15 protein-coding genes are annotated in these 20518 nt (G+C 59.0%); 9 read left to right on the forward strand and 6 right to left on the reverse strand.

Annotated elements, in window-relative coordinates; genetic code table 11:
* The coding region (locus ACPYOI_RS27685) for an MFS transporter (RefSeq protein WP_481423623.1) at positions 1 to 746 on the reverse strand (746 nt) is incomplete at its 3' end.
* Positions 747 to 1081: 335 nt separating this feature from the next.
* Between ACPYOI_RS27685 and olsE the strand changes: the two genes are divergently transcribed.
* The gene (gene olsE, locus ACPYOI_RS27690; RefSeq protein ID WP_481417998.1) at positions 1082 to 2035 is read left to right on the forward strand and encodes an ornithine lipid hydroxylase OlsE; all 954 of its coding nucleotides are present in this window, start codon (positions 1082 to 1084) and stop codon (positions 2033 to 2035) included.
* Positions 2036 to 2041: 6 nt separating this feature from the next.
* On the opposite strand, the gene ACPYOI_RS27695 is transcribed toward olsE, so the two are convergent.
* On the reverse strand, positions 2042 to 2968 hold the full coding sequence (locus ACPYOI_RS27695) for a LysR family transcriptional regulator (protein WP_481417999.1): 927 nt from the start codon (positions 2966 to 2968) through the stop codon (positions 2042 to 2044).
* Between the two features lie 110 nt (positions 2969 to 3078).
* Between ACPYOI_RS27695 and ACPYOI_RS27700 the strand changes: the two genes are divergently transcribed.
* Positions 3079 to 4074 carry an aldo/keto reductase gene (locus ACPYOI_RS27700; protein ID WP_481418000.1) on the forward strand — a complete coding sequence of 332 codons (996 nt, stop codon included), beginning with the start codon at positions 3079 to 3081 and terminating at the stop codon, positions 4072 to 4074.
* 57 nt (positions 4075 to 4131) lie between these two features.
* Here ACPYOI_RS27700 and ypfJ read toward each other — a convergent pair whose 3' ends face one another.
* The gene (ypfJ, locus tag ACPYOI_RS27705) at positions 4132 to 5064 is read right to left on the reverse strand and encodes a KPN_02809 family neutral zinc metallopeptidase (RefSeq protein ID WP_168830543.1); all 933 of its coding nucleotides are present in this window, start codon (positions 5062 to 5064) and stop codon (positions 4132 to 4134) included.
* Positions 5065 to 5246: 182 nt separating this feature from the next.
* Positions 5247 to 6185, reverse strand: a complete 939-nt coding sequence (locus ACPYOI_RS27710; RefSeq protein WP_481418001.1) for a phosphatase PAP2 family protein — start codon at positions 6183 to 6185, stop codon at positions 5247 to 5249.
* Positions 6186 to 6531: 346 nt separating this feature from the next.
* On the opposite strand from ACPYOI_RS27710, the gene carB reads away from it, so the two are divergent.
* Positions 6532 to 10017 carry a carbamoyl-phosphate synthase large subunit gene (gene carB, locus ACPYOI_RS27715; protein ID WP_481418002.1) on the forward strand — a complete coding sequence of 1162 codons (3486 nt, stop codon included), beginning with the start codon at positions 6532 to 6534 and terminating at the stop codon, positions 10015 to 10017.
* 1759 nt (positions 10018 to 11776) lie between these two features.
* Entirely contained in the window at positions 11777 to 12991 is a 1215-nt protein-coding gene (locus ACPYOI_RS27720; protein ID WP_481418805.1) for a T6SS phospholipase effector Tle1-like catalytic domain-containing protein, read from the forward strand.
* Between the two features lie 22 nt (positions 12992 to 13013).
* Here the strand turns inward: ACPYOI_RS27720 and ACPYOI_RS27725 are convergent, their stop codons facing one another.
* A complete protein-coding gene (locus ACPYOI_RS27725) occupies positions 13014 to 14465 on the reverse strand; it encodes a UdgX family uracil-DNA binding protein (protein ID WP_481418806.1) in 1452 nt (483 codons plus the stop codon).
* Positions 14465 to 15697, reverse strand: a complete 1233-nt coding sequence (locus tag ACPYOI_RS27730) for a putative DNA modification/repair radical SAM protein (protein ID WP_481418828.1) — start codon at positions 15695 to 15697, stop codon at positions 14465 to 14467. The genes ACPYOI_RS27725 and ACPYOI_RS27730 overlap by 1 nt, the downstream gene beginning before the upstream one ends.
* A 235-nt stretch (positions 15698 to 15932) precedes the next feature.
* Between ACPYOI_RS27730 and greA the strand changes: the two genes are divergently transcribed.
* From greA to pseC, 5 genes are all read left to right on the forward strand, one after another.
* Entirely contained in the window at positions 15933 to 16409 is a 477-nt protein-coding gene (gene greA / locus ACPYOI_RS27735; RefSeq protein WP_481418807.1) for a transcription elongation factor GreA, read from the forward strand.
* 10 nt (positions 16410 to 16419) lie between these two features.
* Positions 16420 to 17469: a glycosyltransferase family 4 protein gene (locus tag ACPYOI_RS27740; RefSeq protein WP_481418808.1), complete on the forward strand. Its 1050-nt coding sequence runs from the start codon at positions 16420 to 16422 to the stop codon at positions 17467 to 17469.
* A gap of 191 nt (positions 17470 to 17660) precedes the next feature.
* Positions 17661 to 18608: a glycosyltransferase gene (locus ACPYOI_RS27745; RefSeq protein ID WP_481423624.1), complete on the forward strand. Its 948-nt coding sequence runs from the start codon at positions 17661 to 17663 to the stop codon at positions 18606 to 18608.
* A 96-nt stretch (positions 18609 to 18704) separates the two neighbouring features.
* A complete protein-coding gene (gene pseB, locus ACPYOI_RS27750) occupies positions 18705 to 19703 on the forward strand; it encodes a UDP-N-acetylglucosamine 4,6-dehydratase (inverting) (RefSeq protein WP_481418829.1) in 999 nt (332 codons plus the stop codon).
* 2 nt (positions 19704 to 19705) lie between these two features.
* Positions 19706 to 20518: UDP-4-amino-4,6-dideoxy-N-acetyl-beta-L-altrosamine transaminase (gene pseC / locus ACPYOI_RS27755; RefSeq protein ID WP_481423625.1), on the forward strand; the 813-nt coding region annotated here is incomplete at its 3' end.

Here is a 20518-nt window from a genome sequence, read left to right on the forward strand (position 1 = left end):
CCGTAGCGGTAGGTGGAAACGAAGGACCAGACGGCGGGATAGACGGAATGCGCCAACCAGAAGAGGAACATGACGGCGCCGATCCAGCCGATGCCCGGATAGTTGCGCATCTGTTTCAGCGCCCCCAGAGGATTGGCCCGCTTCCACTCGAAGGTTCGCCGATGTTTCGCGTCGAGCGTTTCCGGCAGAAGGAAATAGGCTGCGGCGAAGTTGAGGAAGGAAAGCAGAGCCGCGCCCAGGAATGGAACGCGCGGGCCGAATTCGCCGAGGAGGCCGCCGATGACCGGGCCGATGGTGAAGCCGACGCCGAAGGCGATGCCGATCAGGCCGAAGTTCTTGGCGCGATTCTCGTCATTGCTGATGTCGGCGATATAGGCCGAGCAGGTGGCAAAGCTGCCGCCGCTGAAGCCGGCAAGCGCCCGGCCGACGAAGAGCATCCAGAAGCTGGCGGCGACCGCACAGATGAAATTGTCGATCGCAAAGGTCAGCACCGACAGAAGCAGGATCGGGCGGCGGCCGAAACGGTCGCTGAGGTTGCCAAGGAACGGTGCGAACAGGAACTGCATGGCGGCGTAGACGACCAGCAACCAGCCGCCGTCAAGCGCCGCATCGCTGACGGTGCCGCCCGTCAGTTCCTCGAGGTAGGCGGGCAGCACCGGCATGATGATCGCAATACCGATCACATCCAGAAAGAGGATCATGAAAACGAGGAAAAGCCCGCGGCGAACGAATTTCGGATCAAGCATGAAAACATCTCTTGAGAGGACTGCTTTCTGGAAAGACGATCTCATCGCCAGGAATGTTACATAGCCAAGGCCAAAAAGTGAAACAATACGTGAACATTTCAAAGTTTTTGATCAAGACGCCAGCGAAATTGATGCACGGGCGGAACAATATGGGAATCAAGCCGTGCGCGCTGCTCTTTCACGAAATAGACGAAGGCGCTGTCGATCGATGCGGTGGACCCAATCAAGCACAAATTTTTGTGCCTTGCGCACGAGGTATGGCCAAACGCCATGGACGCCGCTTGCCGTTGCGCGCTATAGACTGATCCCCGCAACGAGGTTGAAGAAAGCGGCGAATGGCAGCGGACGGCAAGGGCATCCTCTACTCGACAATGTCGCGGTTGCTGTGGCCGATGTTCTTGGTGCTCGGTCTTGTGGGGGCCGATTTCGCCTTCCGGTCGTCGGCCCCGCTCTTCTGGTTCAATGTCGTCTATCTCTCCATCGTCGCTCTCATCGGCTTTGCGGAACGCCTCATGCCTTACGAGCGAAGCTGGCTCTCCAAGGATGGAGAAACGTTCAACGACATCGCCCATACGCTGCTGAGTAAGGGGGGCGTGCAGCTTGTCGCGGCCATCGGCGTGACGGCGCCGATGGGGGCTGCAACGCTCGCCAAGTCGTTCTGGAGCGCGCCCTTTCCCATCTGGCCGAATGACTGGCCGCTGATGCTGCAAGTGATCCTCGGGCTCGTCGTCGCCGAACTCGGCCTTTATGTCGCCCACCGCGTCGCGCATAAAAATCTTTTCATCTGGCGGTTCCACGCGCTGCATCACAGTGTCGGGCGGCTCTGGGTCGTGAATACTGGCCGGTTCCACATCGTCGATTCCTTGTTCAAGATCGCACTCAGCCAGGCGCCGCTCTACCTGATAGGTGCGCCCCTGCCCGTCTTCCTGTGGATCGGCGCCGTCACGGCTTTCATCGGCCTCCTGACGCACTGCAATCTCGATGTGCGAACAGGTCCTCTCGACTACGTCTTCAGCACACCCCGGCTCCATCGCTGGCACCACTCCCGGATTCTTGCCGAAGGAAACACCAACTACGGAGAAAACCTGGTCCTATGGGATCAGCTTTTCGGCACCTATTTCAATCCGCCCCGGCCTTCCTCGATCGATATCGGCATCAGCGGGCGGATATCCGAAGGCTTTTGGGCGCAGCTCTCGCAACCCTTTTCGTCAAAGGGCGCGCGGCAAATTCTGGGACGGGCGCCAAGGGCCGCGGTCGAAATCGCCGAGACACCGCAGCCGGAACAGTAGCGGCTCCTAACGGGTGGCGGCCGGGTTTACGTCGGACAGACGTTGCTCCCGCTTCACGAAATCGACGAAGGCGCGCAGAGCGGATGGCATGTGCCTGCGGCTGGCGTAGTAAAGGAAGGGTCCGGAGAATTCCGTAACCCACTCTTCAAGGACCGGCACGAGTTCGCCGCGCGCTATAGCCGGCGCGAGCGCTTCCTCGAAAGTGCGAATGACGCCGAGACCGGCGATGGCCGCGCTGACCTCCATCTCGATGGCATTGGCCACCAGCGGGCCGGAAGGCGAGATCACCAGCCTTTCCTCTCCGCGCTCGAATTCCCAGCCGACCGTGGCGCCGCTGAGGAAGCGGTGGCGGATGCAGTCATGCCCCAGGAGTTCCTTCGGGTGTCGCGGCACGCCCCGTCTTTCGAGATAGCCAGGTGAAGCGGCCGTTATATAGCGCTGGCGGCGCGGGCCGATCGGCACGGCGATCATGTCGCGCTCCAGTCGCTCGTCATAACGGATGCCTGCGTCGTAACCAGCGGCAAGCACGTCGATGAAGCTGTCTTCGGCAATCACTTCGAGGGTGATCTGCGGATAGCGAAGCAGGAACCGATTGGCAAAATCGGACATGAAAAGCTTTGCCGCGATCGTTGGTACGTTGAGACGCAGCGTCCCGGCCGGGCTGTCGCGAAAATTGTCGAGCTGGCCGAGCGCCGAGGCGACCTCGCCAAGCGCCGGCGCAAGCCGCTCCAGCAATCTCTCGCCTGCCTCCGTGGGTGTCACGCTACGCGTCGTCCGGTTGAGAAGGCGCACGCCAAGGCGCTCTTCGAGACGCCGGAGGGAATCGCTGAGAGAGGAAGGCGAGACACCACGTTTTCGGGCAGCCGCGCGAAAGCTGCGCTCCCTTGCAATGGCCGCGAAGGCGTCCAGATCACTGAGAGGCAAATCATCCATTGTGCGCTTTTCCGTACAGCCTGTTCTGAGTTATCCGGATTATCGCACAAGCCAGCCTCGCGTAGAAGCACTTTCAAGGGTGTCGTTCGGCATTCGAGAAGGAGAGAGAAATGCAGACCTATCGCTTGGGAAAGACAGGACCGGAAGTATCCGCCATCGGCCTCGGCTGCATGGGCATGTCCGGCATGTATGGGCCCTCGGACCGCGCGGAAGCCATCGCCACTATCCATGCGGCGCTCGATGCGGGCGTGAACCTGCTGGATACGGGCGATTTTTACGGTATGGGCCACAACGAGATGCTGATCGGCGAAGCGCTGAAAGGCCGCAAACGCGAAGACGTGGTGATCAGCGTCAAGACCGGAGCGCTGCGCGATCCGCAGGGCGCCTGGACTGGCTATGATTGCCGCCCTGCGGCGCTCAAGAACTTCGTCGCTTATTCGCTGCAGCGTCTCGGCGTCGACTACATCGATATCTACCGCCCTGCCCGCCTCGACCCGAATGTTCCGATCGAAGAGACTGTCGGCGCCATCGGCGACATGATCAAGGCCGGTTACATCAGGCATATCGGTCTTTCGGAAGTCGGCGCCGATACAATCCGCAGGGCGGCCGCCGTCCATCCGATTGCCGATCTGCAAATCGAATATTCGCTGATTTCGCGCGGCATCGAGGATGCAATCCTGCCCGTCTGCCGCGAGCTTCGTATTTCGATCACCGCTTACGGCGTCCTTTCCCGCGGTCTGATCAGCGGCCACTGGCAGAAGGGTCAGGGAAGCGGCAAAGGCGATTTCCGGACTTTCAGTCCGCGTTTCCAGGAGGGCAATGTCGACCGCAATCTGGCGCTCGTCGAAGAACTCCGGAAAGTCGCCGGAGCAAAGCAGGTCTCGATCGCGCAGATCGCAATCGCCTGGGTTGCCGCCCAAGGCAAGGACATCGTCCCGCTCCTGGGCGCCCGCCGCCGTGACCAGCTGACAGAAGCGCTTGGTTCACGGGCCGTCCAGCTTTCGCCGGACGATATGGCAGCGATCGGACGCGCTGTGCCGAAGGATGCCGCAGCAGGCGCACGCTACCCGGATGCGGAATTGAAGCACATGGATAGCGAAAAATAGATCCTTGCCCTTGCCGGCCTCAGAGCCAAAGGCCGGCGAGGAGCAAAGCCATTTCGCTCAGATCGGGCCGGAGAAGGTGTCGCAGGCGGCGAGCTGGCCGCTCTCGAAACCGCGCTTGAACCAGCGCACGCGTTGCTCCGAAGTGCCGTGATTGAAGCTCTCCGGCACGACATAGCCCTGGCTGCGTTTCTGCAGGGTATCGTCGCCGATCTGCTGGGCGGCGTTCAACGCTTCCTCAAGATCGCCGGCTTCGAGAATGCCCTTCTGCTGGGTAAACTTGCCCCAGATGCCCGCGAAGCAATCGGCCTGCAGTTCGACGCGCACCGAAATCTTGTTGGCATCGGCTTCGCTCATGCGCTGGCGCGCCTCGTTGAATTTCGGCAGGATTCCCAGCAGGTTCTGAACATGGTGGCCGACCTCGTGGGCCACGACATAGGCCTCGGCAAAGTCGCCGGAAGCGCCGAACCTGCTGCTGAGCTCCTCGAAGAAAGCCGTGTCGAGATAGACCTTGCGATCAACAGGGCAATAGAACGGCCCGGTCGCTGCGGATGCGAAGCCGCAGCCTGACTGCGTCGCCTCGGCAAAGAGCACCAGGGGAGGCTCTTCGTATTGCCTGCCCTGCGCCTGAAAGATCCCGTTCCAGGTATCCTCTGTCTCGGCCAGCACTGTCCGCATGAAGGCCGTCATCTCGTCATTCGCAGGCGGGCTGCTTCCTTCCGATTGGCTTTGCTCATAGCCGGTGCCGCCCGTCATTCCGCCGTCGATAACCTGCAACAGATCGATGCCCATAGCCTTGAAGAGCAGATAGATCACGACGAGGAAGATGATGGTGCCGATGGAAAGCCCGCCTCCCCTGCGGCCTACGCCGCCTCCGGACGGAAAACTGAAGCCGCCGCCGCGGCCGAACGGATTACGGCCCAATCCGCCGGGCGACGGATCTCCACGGCGATCCTCGACATTGTTCGACTGACGACGGCCTCTCCATTCCATCTGAACTCTCCCCGGCATGCGCTTGTCTACCCTAGAAGGGTCTATATATCCGGGCAGAACGTGAATTCCAGAAGGCTCATGCGAAGAGCCTCGGACGTGGGCGAAACGCGACGACGGCGCCTATGCCGACAATGGATGCAGCCGTATCACTCCTGATGAGTTTGGTGGTCCTCCGGCTTCGCTCACCGAGCTTGCTCAAGTGCTTGATGGCCGGCCGTTTTGACGCCGCGCCTGCCGAAGATCCCGAAACAAGCGAGGGCAATCGAAACTCCGGCCACCCCAGTCCCGGCGATCACATCGGCGAGATAGTGACTGCCGTGAGAAATCGCAGAAATGGCCATTGCGAAGTTTAGAATTGCAACCGGATACCGCAGCACTCTGTTCCTCCACGCTGCCCACGCACAAATGCAGGCGACGGCCACATGGCATGACGGAAAGGTAAGAATGCCCTCGACTTCGTTGGCCCGCACGACAAAAGGCATGCCACTCCGGACTGCGTTGAACTGCTCAAGGAAAGCATAACCAAAGTGTGGGTTGATGTTCCGCAATTGCGTGGGATCAACCGCAAGGACGGAGTAGGCGCTGAGTGCGGGTGTCCAGATCGAGATAAAACCGGAAATGCTGCAAGCGAGCGCAAAGCAGATTATCATTCCATAAGCTCGCTCTGGCTCATCGAACATGATCAACAGCAGCGGCAAAATCATCAGTTGATAGCCGAACGAGACATAGGCGGCAAACAACAGGCGCGCCAGTAAAGCGTTCGAATCCACGGCTTGAACGAATGCAAGCCAATCAAATCCCAACGCTCTGTCGACATCGAGAAGCCACTCGTCTGCCAGTGGATGGCCGGACGAAACGAAGATGTATGTGCATATTAGCAATGCAGTCGAGAGAATTATCGTCACGTACTGCACTTCGAGTATCAAGGCCATTTTATTCATCATGCGCCAGCGGCAATAACGGCACATTGCCGAGAGCAACACTGCGAGTGCATAGAACAACCCGAACGAATTTACATCGATGGAGATAGTCGTAAAAGGCAAAGCCAAGATCATACCGAGATTGACTAATAACGCTGCAGCGAACAGCATCAGCCGTGCACGTCTCAGTTCCTTGTTCATTGCTGATTACATCCGTCGACATCTCGCATGACAATCAGTATCAGCAACGCCTCTTAAGATTCTCGCAAAGATCCTGCGAAAACTCTCGTCATGATTGAGTCATATGGAAATTTCGCCGTGGCGGCGGCGCGGAGGCACCCAATTTGATGACTATGATTGGCAATCAAAATCGCCATGGCTTTGCTGTCCCTCGAATTCCTGTCGATTCCGTGATTTATGGGGTTCCGTTTGCGGAAGCATTTGCCTATAAGCCGCTTCTAGCCTGAAAAGACCCTCAATGCGCGACCCGACCCGGTGCCCTCCCACCCTGGCCGGCTTTTTGCGCAGCTAGAAACGGATATCGCCCATGCCGAAGCGCCAAGACATCAAATCGATTCTCATCATCGGCGCGGGACCGATCGTCATCGGCCAGGCCTGCGAATTCGACTATTCCGGCACCCAGGCCTGCAAGGCGCTGAAGGAGGAAGGCTATCGCGTCATCCTCGTCAATTCCAACCCGGCGACGATCATGACCGATCCGGGCCTTGCGGACGCAACCTATGTCGAGCCGATCACGCCTGAGGTCGTTGCCAAGATCATCGCCAAGGAGCGTCCGGACGCGCTGCTGCCGACCATGGGCGGCCAGACGGCGCTCAACACCGCCCTCTCGCTGAAGCGCATGGGCGTGCTCGACCGCTACAATGTCGAGATGATCGGCGCCAAGCCTGCGGCAATCGACATGGCCGAAGACCGCGCCCTCTTCCGCGAAGCCATGGTTCGCATTGGCCTGGAAACGCCGCGCTCGATGCTCGCAAACGCCACCGACATCAAGGATGCCGACCGCAAGACGCATGAGGCCCAGCGCGCCAAGCTGCGCGAAAGCCTCTCCGGCCCGGACCTCGATACCGCACTGGACGAGTTGGAAAACCAGTGGAACCTCGGCGAAAGCGACCGCAAGCAGCGCTATTTGAACCATGCGATGGCGATTGCCGCGCAGGCGCTCGATCATGTCGGCCTGCCGGCTATCATCCGTCCCTCCTTCACGCTCGGCGGCACCGGCGGCGGCATTGCCTATAACCGCTCGGAATTCTTCGATATCGTCGGGGGCGGCCTCGATGCTTCTCCCACCACCGAAGTCCTGATCGAGGAGTCGGTCCTCGGCTGGAAGGAATTTGAAATGGAAGTCGTCCGCGATAAGGCGGACAACTGCATCATCATCTGCTCGATCGAAAACATCGACCCGATGGGCGTCCACACCGGCGACTCGATCACCGTCGCGCCTGCGCTGACGCTGACCGACAAGGAATACCAGATCATGCGCAACGCCTCGATTGCGGTGCTGCGCGAGATCGGCGTCGAGACGGGCGGCTCGAACGTCCAGTTCGCCGTCAATCCGAAGGACGGCCGGCTTGTCGTCATCGAGATGAACCCGCGCGTGTCGCGTTCCTCCGCGCTGGCCTCCAAGGCAACCGGCTTCCCGATCGCCAAGGTCGCGGCCAAGCTTGCGGTCGGTTATACGCTGGACGAGTTGGAGAACGACATCACCGGTGGCGCGACGCCCGCCTCCTTCGAGCCGTCGATCGACTACGTCGTCACCAAGATCCCGCGTTTTGCCTTCGAAAAATTCCCGGGCGCGTCGCCGGTCCTGACGACGGCGATGAAGTCGGTCGGCGAAGTCATGGCGATCGGCCGCACCTTCGCGGAATCGCTGCAGAAGGCGCTGCGCGGTCTCGAAACCGGACTTACCGGTCTCGACGAAATCGAAATTCCGGACATGGAAGAAGGCGAGCCCAGCCAGAACGCCATCCGCGCGGCGATCGGCACGCCGACGCCGGACCGCCTGCGCATGGTCGCCCAGGCGCTGCGCCAGGGCATGAGCGAGGCCGAAGTTCACGAAGGCTCCAAGATCGACCCCTGGTTCATCGCCCAGTTCAAGGCGATCGTCGATATGGAAGCCCGCATTCGCGAGCATGGCCTGCCGACCGACGCCGCAAACCTGCGCATGCTGAAGGCCATGGGCTTCTCCGATGCCCGCCTTGCGACGCTGACGGCCAAGCGCCCGAAGGAAGTGGCCGAGCTTCGCAACAGCCTGAACGTCCGCCCGGTCTTCAAGCGCATCGACACATGCGCGGCCGAGTTCGCCTCGCCGACCGCCTACATGTACTCCACCTATGAGACGCCGTTCGTCGGCGCCGCGCGCTCCGAGGCACAGGTCTCCGACCGCAAGAAGGTCGTCATCCTCGGCGGCGGCCCGAACCGCATCGGCCAGGGCATCGAATTCGACTATTGCTGCTGCCATGCCGCCTTCGCGCTGAAGGATGCGGGCTACGAAGCGATCATGATCAACTGTAACCCGGAGACGGTTTCGACCGACTACGACACCTCCGACCGCCTCTATTTCGAGCCGCTGACGGCCGAAGACGTGATCGAGATCCTGCGCGCGGAGCAGGAAAACGGCGAAGTTGTCGGTGTCATCGTCCAGTTCGGCGGCCAGACGCCGCTGAAGCTTGCCGAAGCCCTGGAAAAGAACGGCATCCCGATTCTCGGCACCGCGCCCGACATGATCGACCTCGCCGAAGACCGCGACCGCTTCCAGAAGCTTCTGATGAAGCTCGATCTCAACCAGCCGAACAATGGCATCGCCTACTCTGTCGAACAGGCCCGCCTTGTCGCCGCCGAGATCGGCTTCCCGCTGGTGGTTCGCCCCTCCTACGTGCTCGGCGGCCGCGCCATGCAGATCATCCATTCGGAAGGTCAGTTGCAGAGCTATCTGCTCGACACCGTTCCGGAACTGGTGCCGGAAGACATCAAGCAGCGCTATCCGAACGACAAGACCGGCCAGATCAACACGCTCCTCGGCAAGAACCCGCTGCTCTTCGACAGCTACCTGACCAACGCCATCGAAGTCGACGTCGACTGCCTGTCCGACGGTACGGATGTTTATGTCGCCGGCATAATGGAACACATCGAGGAGGCGGGCATCCACTCGGGCGATAGCGCCTGCTCGCTGCCGCCGCGCTCGCTCTCGACGGACCTACTCGACGAGCTGGAACGTCAGGCAAAGGCCATGGCGAAGGCGCTGAATGTCGGTGGCCTGATGAACGTCCAGTTCGCCATCAAGGATGGCACGGTCTACGTTCTCGAAGTCAACCCGCGCGCCTCGCGTACCGTTCCCTTCGTCGCCAAGACCATCGGCGCGCCGATCGCCAAGATCGCCGCCCGCGTCATGGCCGGCGAGAAGTTGGATGCGACTTTTGCCGCCTACGGCGAAAAGCCCGATCCGCGCGCGCTGAAGCACATCGCCGTCAAGGAAGCCGTCTTCCCGTTCGCCCGCTTCCCCGGCGTCGATACGCTGCTCGGCCCTGAAATGCGCTCGACCGGCGAAGTCATCGGACTCGACACCGACTTCGCGCTTGCTTTTGCCAAGTCGCAGCTCGGCGCCGGCGTCGAACTGCCGCGCGACGGGACGGTTTTCGTCTCCGTCCGTGACGAGGACAAGCCGCGCGTCCTGCCGGCGATCCGCGTTCTGGTCGGCGAAGGCTTCAAGGTGCTGGCCACCGGCGGCACCGCCCGCTTCCTCGGCGAAAACGGCATCGAGGCGACGAAGATCAACAAGGTTCTGGAGGGCCGTCCGCACATCGAGGACGCGATCCGCAACCGCCAGGTCCAGCTCGTGATCAACACGACGGATGGCACCAAGGCGATTTCCGACTCCAAATCGCTCCGTCGCGCCACGCTGATGCAGAAGGTGCCCTACTATACGACCATGGCCGGCGCGGAAGCCGCCGCACAGGCGATCAAGGCCCTGAGGGCAGGAAGCCTCGAAGTCCGTCCGCTGCAGCAGTATTTCTGAGACGACCGGAAGCGGAACCGTACAGCAGCTTTCCGCCTCCAGCGCCGGCCAGGTGGTCGGCGCGGGACAGACACTGATGGGTTCTTGTTTCCGATGAAGCCGAGCTTGTCGTCGATGCGCTTATGCCCTCATGGGGAGATCGGGTTCGTCCATGAGGGCAATGAGTGACGATTAAGGCCGACGCCTTCCCTTTCACACGTTATGGTACCTTCAAGGGGAAAGTCGTTTCTTTGTCGGATGACGCCGTCACCCCTGAAAACGCGCAGGCTCTGCAGGACCCGACAATGGCGGCCGCAGGATGGGTAACAAGCACGAAATCTATGTTGACAATGCAAGCTATGCGTGAAATTTTCCGATTGGGGACTGACCGGTATATTTCGCAAGCGTCGAACCTATTCGGACGATCCGGCAATGGGCCGCGTCGCTGACTGAATGCAAGCCACTCGTTCATCCATGTGACGACCGGATCGAACATCGAGGCGACTGATCGGTTGATGAAGGCGGCAGGTGCGGAGTTTGTTGGGGGTGCGTATGTTGTTTGACGGAGTTGTCAGGCTGCTGACATTAGCTGCAATGGCGTCTCTATTCGCATCACCAATTTTTTCCGACGACTTGTTCCCGCAACGAAATGATATCCTCCCCTACTTCCTGAATTTGAATCCGGTTTCCCGCCACCAACAGTTCCGAGGAGTGAGGATTAACATCCTCTATTCCTGCATTGAAGCTAGGGAGGTTCAATCGAAGAATGTGTGCGGCCACGCTAGCGACTTTGTCTCATCTCAGGACGAAGTTGGCTATCTTCGTATGATGTACGAAGACAGAGATGCTTTGAACATCTTGGTGTCAGCCAAAGCATACCCCGAAGAGCTGCTTATGAAGCATTTTCCAAATTGCTCATTCAGAGGGAAAACTAGATCTCTTGTTATTCTTGGAGAGCAGGCACCAGATCAGGTGGTAGAAAAATGTATACTGTCGTCAACTCTAATTCATCTTGGTTTTTTGGTTAACGACCGGATCTACCAGGGATTAGACTTGAATTCTTTTATACGCATCGTTTCTTCATACACCTCTAGATGAAGGAGTGAATGTCAATGGCAGACAATAGAAACGTCGTTTTTGATGCTAGCGGTAAGCCCATTGGTTTTTCATTCGGGGCAATTTTACGTCCGGAACCAAGCATTGGCTCGCAGCGGAGGTGATATCTATCTCCGAGACCCCGCAGTCGAAATTCGAAGCCGGACGATCGTCGCTACGGAGAATGCTCGGCGGCAAGCCCTTACTTCCAAATACATGGTGGATCATAACTCGAAGCTAGAAGCTACGGCGTGGGCTACCGCCGATTCCTACATGCTTTCCAATGGTCCGCTGTTTGTCGCCGTACACGTCATCGCCGTCGACCTTACCTTGGGGTCCGGTGCGGCGCGCGAAGAAAGAGTTCGCGGTAAACAACGCTACCGGGGTTTAGAGCCAACGCAACGATGGTGGCAGTCTACGCCTTAGACCATTGCAAAGAGTTTTCCCCAGAAACGAAATTTGAGACTTGCATACAGGAGGTAATTGGCGATGGGAGATGAAAAACAACTAGTTAGTATCCCTCGTGAGAGGCTCGTTGGCCCAAAGCCCTTCAATAAGTGGGTGGGGTGAAGTCTCACGGGGTCGATTCCCGGATATGGATACTCGCTCGGATCAGGGGCAGACGGTCTGTTGTTGTCGATCTTTCCGGATGCTAGCCTTCATGCGGGAGCATCCGGAGCGATCGATGGCAAAGAACATTGTCATTCTGTTCGATGGCACGTCGAACGAGATATCGGCCGACAGGACCAATGTTCTCAGGCTGTTTGGTACCCTCAAGCGCTCGGATGAGCAGATTGTCTACTACGATCCGGGCGTCGGCACTTTCGGCGCGGCGAACGCCTGGTCAAAGCTCTACCGCAACACCTATGAGGTTCTCGGGTTAGCGACCGGCTGGGGCCTCGACCAGAACGTCAAGGAAGCCTACCGCTTTCTGGTGGAGAACTACGATCGCGGCCCGACCGCCGCCGACCGGCGGCATCCGGATCGCGACCGCATCTATATCTTCGGCTTCAGCCGCGGCGCCTATTCGGCGCGAGTCCTGGCAGGCTTCATCCATGCCTTCGGCCTGACGAGCCGATATCACCTCAATCTGCTCGACTATGCCTACAGGACCTACAAGGGAATTCCGCAGCAAGAAGAGCGGCTTGGCGGCGGCGAAGATGGTGGAGAGGAGGCGCCTTCGGCCTTCGCCGCCATGCAGCTCTACGAGCGCACGCTGCGGAACGACCGTCCGCCGATCAAGCTCCTCGGTCTTTTCGATACCGTGGCCTCGGTGATCGAGCCGGGCAAATGGTTTCCACAATTCAAGACACATCCGTTCACCCGCAAGAACCCCAGCGTCGAATGGGTACGCCACGCGGTCGCCATTGACGAGCAGCGGACGCTGTTCCAGCCAGAGCTTTGGGAGCTGGACCAGGAATATTGGGGCCGCCCGTTCCGGCCGAAAACACCGCCTGTGAAGCAGAATTTCCGCGAGGTGTGGTTTGCCGGGGTCCACGGTGATATCGGCGGCGGCTATCCGGAGGCGCAGAGCGCAGCGGTCAAGATCCCGCTCGCCTGGATGATCGAGGAAACGCGGGCGGCCGGCCTCATCTATGTCACGCGCACGGTCAACGACATCGTGCTCGGCAAGGGTAACAAGAAATATGTACCGCTGGAGCCCACGGCACCTCTCCACGACTCCATGACCGCCGCATGGAAAATCCTTGAATACGTCCCGCGGCGCGTGCCGGAACATTCCTGGCGTGAGCACGGGAACCGGAGCGCGCTTTATCTGCCCAAAAGCGACCGCCGCTTCATTCCCGACGATGCGCTGATCCATGTCTCGGTCAAGGAGCGAATGGACGCCGGCTCCTACGATCCGCCGAACCTGCCTTCCAACCCTAACTTCGTTTCTTAACGGCTTGAATCATTCTCTGCGGCTACGCCGCCAAGTGCTTGATGTGCCGCATATCCGCCGTGAACCGTGCGAGTTCCTCTTCCTTGCGCACTTCGTCGGGAATGCGAAGAAGGTAACTTGGATGCACCGTCACAAACAACAGCCGCCCATCGGCCATCGGAATTGCCTGCCCGCGAATGTCCGAAAGCCGATGCTTGGTGTCGGTGAGAGAAGCGAGCGCCGTTGCGCCCATCGCGACGATCAACTTCGGCTTCACCAGTTCGATTTCAAGCTCGAGCCACCAGCGGCAATGCTTCACCTCGCCCATATTGGGCTTTTGGTGGATGCGGCGCTTGCCGCGCGGCTCGTATTTGAAATGCTTGACGGCGTTCGTGACGTAAAGCGTCGCGCGGTCGATGTCGGCTTCCGCAATCGCCTGATCGAAGACCTTCCCTGCAGGACCAACGAAGGGGCGGCCGGCGAGATCTTCCTGATCGCCGGGCTGCTCGCCGACGAACATCACTGCGGCATTACTTGGCCCCTCCCCGAATACCGTCTGGGTCGCCCTTGCATGCAACGGGCAGCGCGCGCAAGTGGCCGCCTCCTCACGAAGCGCCTCAAGCGTTCCGCCCGGTGCCTTTGGTTGCGCAGGAGCGTTGCCCGCAGCCTCTTGCAGCCGGTCATGGAACGGCAGCGGCTGCGTCGCCTGCCGCTCCGCCATGGCGAGAACCTCGCTTTCGGCATTGGCGATGAGCCTGGGGATAAGATCGGCTTCCGGCAGATTCTTCCAATATTTCTTCGGCATCTCCGCCTGCATCGCCTTCACCTTGAGGCGGGCCGGATTGAAGATGCTGGCGTAATAGGTGCGCCAGAGTTCGTCGGCGGCGTCCGTCAAATTGGGCTTTTCACAAGGTTCGTTGCTGATCGTCAGCTTCCGGCCGTCCCATCCCGCCGAGCCCTTCGGCGTCAGGATGATCCAGTCCATGTCGTTGAAGCGCTTCTGAAAGAACGGCGCCGTTTTCGCGACGATATGATGGTCTGGTTCGAACCAGGCGAGGAACTTGCGCCGGCCATTCATCGAAATGCCGGAACCGACTTCCTTGAAGCGCACGAAAGCGGTCATCTTGTGCGCGTCGCGACGTACGCTCTTTTCCATCAGGCGCACGCGCGAGACATCCTCGTCCGAAATGACGTCGAGCAGCTTCTTGTCTGATTGCAGCCGCCAGAGCAGCCGGTAGAGCAGCGAAAAGCGGATAGGATCGGAATGACAGATCACCGCGCTCGCCACCTCGATGAAGGCAGCGGGCACTGTCATCTGCTTCTGCCCGCCGGCGGGCTGGGGCGGCAGGGCGTCGTGTTTCCAGAAAAGCTGCTTGTCGCCGCCCTTTTCCAGCCATTCGACCTCCTCGGGCGGCACGCCGGCTGCCGCAAGGGCCCGAGCGGCATCACGCCATTCGCCGAAATCTCCCCGCCCCTCCAGTACGATCCGGCGCATCAGAGCAACCTAAGCTGTTCAGGCTTCGGCTCGAACATGGCGCGCAGGTCCGGACGGTCGATCAGGCGGCGGGGCGTCCAGCCCTCGGCAGTGACGAAGGCCTGCACCTTCCGGATCGAGACGCCGAGCCGCGACAGGTCCTCAAGACGAAGCGTGCGGAAGCGGCGGGCGGACAGGATGGCCTTCACCGTCTTTGTGCCAAGGCCTGGCACCCGCAACAGCTTTTCACGATCGGCCTTGTTGACGTCGATCGGAAAGTCGGCGCGATGACCGAGCGCCCAGGCAAGCTTGGGATCGAGGTCGAGATCCAGCATTCCGCCGGCTTGCGGAGAAATGATTTCGTCTATGCCGAAGCCGTAGAACCGGTAGAGCCAATCCGCCTGATAGAGCCTGTGCTCACGCATCAGCGGCGGCTTGATGAGCGGCAGGTTCCTTGACGCGTCAGGAATGGGGCTGAACGCCGAATAGTAAACGCGTCGAAGCCCGTAGCTGCCGTAGAGCTGCGCGCTGGCGCCCAGGATGGTCGCATCGTTCGCCCCATCGGCTCCAACGATCATCTGCGTGCTTTGCCCTGCCGGAACGAACCGCTTGCGCTGCTTCGTTTGAAGCGTCGGCTCCTCGGCCGCCTCGATCTTCAGCCGAAGATCGCCCATCGAGCGGCGAATGCTGGACGGCTTCTTTTCAGGCGCCAACCGGGCAATGCCGCTATCGGTCGGCAACTCGATATTGAGCGATAGCCGATCAGCATAAAGCCCCGCCTCATCGATCAGCTCGGGCGAAGCCTCCGGGATCGATTTCAGATGGATGTAACCGCGAAAATTATGCGTCGTGCGCAACTCCCGCACGATGCGGACCATCTCCCCCATCGTGTGGTCCGAAGAGCGAATGATGCCCGAGGAGAGAAACAGTCCCTCGATATAGTTACGCCGGTAGAATTCCAGCGTCAGCCAGACCACCTCGTCCGGCGTGAAGCGAGCCCGTTCGACATTGCTGGAGGAGCGGTTCACGCAATAGGCGCAATCATAGATGCAGAAATTGGTGAGCAGGATCTTGAGCAGCGATATGCATCTGCCGTCCGGCGCATAGGCATGGCAGATGCCGGAACCTTCCGTCGAACCGAGCCCGCCACTTGCCGCTGAATGACGTGTCGTTGTGCCGCTGGAAGCACAGGAAGCATCGTATTTCGCAGCGTCCGAAAGGATGGCCAATCGTTCTTTGAGCGACTTCTTCATCGTTATGTTCACTATATGTTCCGCCTTTAAAAGTCAATGCGGAGCGGCTGGTTTTGACCGTACGCCAGCGAACCGTGAGCCGGGCATCGATCATCAATACGAATTTTATGGAAATCCGCGGCGGCGATCTGTTATAAGCAGGCAGCTATGATTATTGCACGGTTCCGAAGTTCCCCTTCGGGACCTGTTTTCTTTTGTGTCTCTGCCTGGGACGCGAAGTGCGAAGGACAGGAAAATGGTAGATAAGGTTCCGATGACACAGGGTGGTTTCGTCAAGCTGCAGGAAGAACTGCGCTGGCGTCAGCAGGAGGAGCGCCCTCGCATCATCGAAGCAATCGCCGAAGCCCGCGCCCATGGCGACCTTTCGGAAAATGCCGAATATCATGCAGCCAAGGAGGCCCAGAGCCACAACGAGGGCCGCATTGCTGAGCTGGAAGATCTGACGGCCCGCGCCGAGGTGATCGACCTTGCGAAGATGTCGGGCGACAAGATCAAGTTCGGCGCCAAGGTCAAGCTTGTCGACGAAGACACCGAGGAAGAAAAAACCTACCAGATCGTCGGCGACCAGGAAGCCGACGTAAAGGCCGGCCGCATTTCCATCTCCTCCCCGATCGCCCGTGCGCTCATCGGCAAGGAAGTCGGCGATTCCATTGAGGTTAACGCGCCAGGCGGCTCGAAGGCCTACGAAGTTCTGTCGATCTCCTGGGGCTGATCGTCAGATCGTGCTTGATATCCGCGACGTCGAGATCATTGCGCCGAACTTCAAGCGCCGGCTTTCCGGCGTCACGTCCACGATCGTTCAGCTCATCCCCTGCCAGATCAAGCTCGGCGTGAAGATCGCGACGCTGGGTCCCGGCTTGCCGGATCACCTGCCCAAGCTCCGGTGGACGCAACTCGCCGGGCTCTGGCGCCGGCCACGCAACGGCCGCCATCGCATCTGGCATGCGCGGCGAAACAACGAGATGGCGGCAGGGATAATACTCAAGCATGTCTTTCGCATGCCGCTGAAACTGCTGTTCACCTCGGCGGCGCAGCGGCGACACACGAGCTACACACGCTTCCTGATCCGCCAGATGGACGCCGTGATCGCCACCAGCGCCCGCTCCGGCTCCTTCCTCGAAGTCCCGCATACGGTGATCCGCCACGGCGTGGATCTCGACCTCTTCCACCCGCCGCAGACCGCCGAAGACGCGATCGAAGCGACCGGCCTGCCCGGCAAATACCTCGTCGGCTGCTTCGGCCGCATCCGCCATCAGAAGGGCACGGATCTCTTCGTCAAGGCGATGATCGAGCTATTGCCGAAATTTCCCGAGTGGACGGCGGTGATCTCCGGCAGGGTTACGCCAGAACACACCGCCTTTGCAAACCAGCTCAGATCCGAAATCGCCGCGGCCGGACTGACCGACCGGATCGTGTTTCTCGGCGAGGTGCCGGATATCAAGGTGTGGTACCGGCGCCTGACGCTCTATGTCGCCCCCTCGCGCAACGAAGGATTCGGGCTGACGCCTTTGGAGGCGATGGCATCGCAGACCGCCGTGGTGGCCTCGGACGCAGGGGCCTATGCGGAGATGATCGAGAACGGGGTAAACGGTACCGTTGTTGCTGCCGGCGATGGTAAAGCGCTGACGGCAGCGATCGCACCGTATCTTGCTGACCCGGCAGCCGCCGAAACCCTTGGCAAACAAGCTCTGGAGAAGACCAGATCGGATTTCGACTTGATGCGCGAAGCGCTTGCCATCGGCGCCATTTACGAAGAAATGCTTGCCCATTAGCGGTGAGCATTTTCCGCAACGAGCGGCGAACCAACAACCAAGGACATCAACCCACGACGAACGGTGTATGGTTGCGCAAGCAATGTTTACGCCTATGACAAAATCGCCTAGAAGAAGCCGACCTTGGTAGTAAGCAATTGATTGGACCGCGACAGACGATGTCGAGAGCTGAGCAGAATTTGAATATATATGTGTCGGCACTGACCCGTCGTCGGCCGGAGATGGTCAATGCCCTGCTTCGCTCATGGGCTGCCATGCAATTGCCCGACCGCTGCACGGTGACGTTCCTGATTGTTGAAAATGACAGCCAGCAGGCCACACTGCCGATTGTGGAAGCCAACCGTCCGAAGTTTACGCAGGCACCGCTTCTCTACGTCCTGGAAACGGAGCTAGGCATACCGTTCGGCAGAAACCGCGCGGCAAAGGAAGCGATCAAAGCCGACGCCGATCTGCTGCTGTTCGTCGACGATGACGAGGAGGCGGCGGAAGACTGGCTTGTCAGAATGATCGACGGTTATCGAAAGAGCCGTGCCGTGCTACTCGGCGCCCCTTTGCGTGCCCGTCCGCCTGCCGGAGATCTGACAACTCTCCAGAAGACGATGTACAAGAACGTCGAGGCGCGTTACGCCAAGAAGGAAACGCGCGCCGGCAAGCTAGCGACATTAAATTCGACCGAACGCGTGACGATCGTCACCAATAACTGGCTGGCGGAACTCGCTATTTTCAAGACGCATGGTATCTGGTTCGACGAAACGATGCGCTTCACTGGCGGTACCGACTCCAAACTTTATGCGGACGTGCGCAAGGCCGGCCTGACGACCGGATGGGTTGCCGATGCCTTTGTCTACGAGACGATCCCGCCAGACAGGCTGAGTTTTTGGTACCAGTACAGAAGAGCACGCGACCAGTCGAACACGCACATCCGGCGCAAGAGCCAGGCTCTCTCACGCCGTTCGATGCTCGCACTTCTTCCTGTCCCAATGAAGTCGCTGTTTTTAGCCGGACAAATTCTGGCCATTCCGTTTACCGCCGGCCGGAGTCTTCTGGACGCCGCGAGGACAATGGGCTGGATATCGGGCCGCATTGGCTTTGTTGTAGGCAAGCGCTCGGCTCTTTACACCGAGGTCACGGGCAATTAGTCGAAACTGTTGCTCGTTTTTCCCGAACGCGCATCGGCATGGAATTACGGCCTCGAAGCGGCGAGGCCCTCACGACGTCATACTGGTTTAGAGGCAATGCTACAGGATTCAACCATTCTCATCACAGGCGGAACTGGCTCATTCGGCAACAGCTTTGTGCCGATGACCTTGGCGCGCTTCAACCCCAAGAAGCTGATCATCTTCTCTCGCGACGAGATGAAGCAATGGGAGATGGCGAAGAAATTCAGTGGAGACGATCGGATTCGTTTCTTTATCGGCGATGTCCGGGATAAGGACAGACTGTACCGCGCGTTGGATGGTGTGGATTATGTTGTGCATGCTGCCGCGACAAAAATCGTCCCAACAGCCGAATACAACCCGTTCGAGTGCGTGAAGACGAACATCAACGGCGCAATGAACCTGATTGATGCTTGCATCGACAAGGGTGTAAAGCGTGTCGTTGCGCTGTCGACCGATAAAGCAAGCAGCCCGATTAATCTTTACGGAGCGACAAAACTCGCCTCGGATAAGCTTTTTGTTGCCGCAAATTCTTACAGCGGTAGCCACGACACGCGCTTTTCAGTCGTTCGGTACGGCAACGTGATGGGTTCACGTGGTTCTGTCATTCCTTTCTTCATGTCCATTCGTGACAAGGGCGTCCTGCCGATCACCGACTCAAGGATGACCCGTTTCATGATTTCCTTGGAAGAAGGCGTCGGACTTGTTTGGCACGCTTTTGACGACATGATCGGCGGCGAAATTTATATTAAAAAAATCCCGTCCATGAAGGTTACTGACCTTGCGCGCGTTCTGGCGCCGGAAGCCAAGCAGGAAATAATCGGCATTCGACCCGGAGAAAAGCTCCACGAGCAGATGATCAGTGCCGAAGACTCCCATTATACCTATGAATATAAAGACTATTTCAAGATACTTCCTGCGATCTACGACTGGGCTGAATCTCAGGAGAGAATAAAAGACGGCAAGAAGGTTGAACAAGGCTTCGTCTATTCCAGCGACAATAACAGCGAATGGATGAGCGATTCAGAAATGTTGAACTGGCTTGATGCAAACAAAGAGAAAATCGGGAGCTTCTGACCGTGATCCCCTACGGGCGCCAGGATATAACGCAGGCTGATATTGATGCCGTTGTCGATGTGCTGCGATCGGACTTCCTGACACAAGGCCCGGCAGTTCCACAGTTTGAAGCAATGGTTTCTCGATATACTGGGGCCGATTATGCGGTCGCGGTCAATAGCGCCACTTCAGCATTGCACATCGCCTGCCTGGCGCTTGACCTCGGGCCTGGAGATTGGCTCTGGACTTCGCCGATAACGTTCGTCGCATCTGCCAACTGCGCCCTGTATTGTGGCGCGCAGATAGATTTCGTTGACATCGACCCGACGACTTACAATCTCTCAATCGACGCCCTCGAAGCAAAGCTGCGGAGCGCCGAGGTGCGAGGGTGCCTTCCCAAAATCGTCATCCCGGTCCATCTCTGCGGGCAATCATGTGACATGAAGGCGATCCACGCATTGTCACAGAAATATGGATTTCGGATCGTCGAGGACGCGTCTCATGCAATAGGCGCAAAATACGATGATGCGCCCGTTGGTAACAATCGCTACAGCGACATAACAGTCCTCAGCTTTCATCCGGTGAAGATCATCACGACGGCCGAAGGTGGCATGGCTTTGACCAACGACTCCCACCTGGCCGAACGTCTTCGACTGCTTCGCAGTCACGGTATCACGCGTGACCCCGCATTGATGACGCATCCATCCGATGGTGATTGGTACTATCAGCAAATCGAGCTTGGCTACAATTACCGAATGACGGATGTACAGGCCGCCTTGGGCATCAGCCAAATCGAGCGATTGGACAAGTATGTGGATGCTCGGCAGACGCTCGCA

The organism is Rhizobium sp. SVR5-2C (assembly GCF_056755115.1).

Excerpts from the sequence above, each read along its gene's own strand:
- olsE (WP_481417998.1), top strand. The coding sequence starts at position 1,082 with ATGGCAGCGGACGGCAAGGGCATCCTCTACTCGACAATGTCGCGGTTG.
- ACPYOI_RS27730 (WP_481418828.1), bottom strand. The coding sequence starts at position 15,697 with ATGAAGAAGTCGCTCAAAGAACGATTGGCCATCCTTTCGGACGCTGCG.
- pseB (WP_481418829.1), top strand. The coding sequence starts at position 18,705 with ATGCTACAGGATTCAACCATTCTCATCACAGGCGGAACTGGCTCATTC.
- carB (WP_481418002.1), top strand. The coding sequence starts at position 6,532 with ATGCCGAAGCGCCAAGACATCAAATCGATTCTCATCATCGGCGCGGGA.
- ACPYOI_RS27700 (WP_481418000.1), top strand. The coding sequence starts at position 3,079 with ATGCAGACCTATCGCTTGGGAAAGACAGGACCGGAAGTATCCGCCATC.
- ACPYOI_RS27710 (WP_481418001.1), bottom strand. The coding sequence starts at position 6,185 with ATGAACAAGGAACTGAGACGTGCACGGCTGATGCTGTTCGCTGCAGCG.
- ypfJ (WP_168830543.1), bottom strand. The coding sequence starts at position 5,064 with ATGGAATGGAGAGGCCGTCGTCAGTCGAACAATGTCGAGGATCGCCGT.
- ACPYOI_RS27720 (WP_481418805.1), top strand. The coding sequence starts at position 11,777 with ATGGCAAAGAACATTGTCATTCTGTTCGATGGCACGTCGAACGAGATA.
- ACPYOI_RS27725 (WP_481418806.1), bottom strand. The coding sequence starts at position 14,465 with ATGCGCCGGATCGTACTGGAGGGGCGGGGAGATTTCGGCGAATGGCGT.
- ACPYOI_RS27695 (WP_481417999.1), bottom strand. The coding sequence starts at position 2,968 with ATGGATGATTTGCCTCTCAGTGATCTGGACGCCTTCGCGGCCATTGCA.
- greA (WP_481418807.1), top strand. The coding sequence starts at position 15,933 with ATGGTAGATAAGGTTCCGATGACACAGGGTGGTTTCGTCAAGCTGCAG.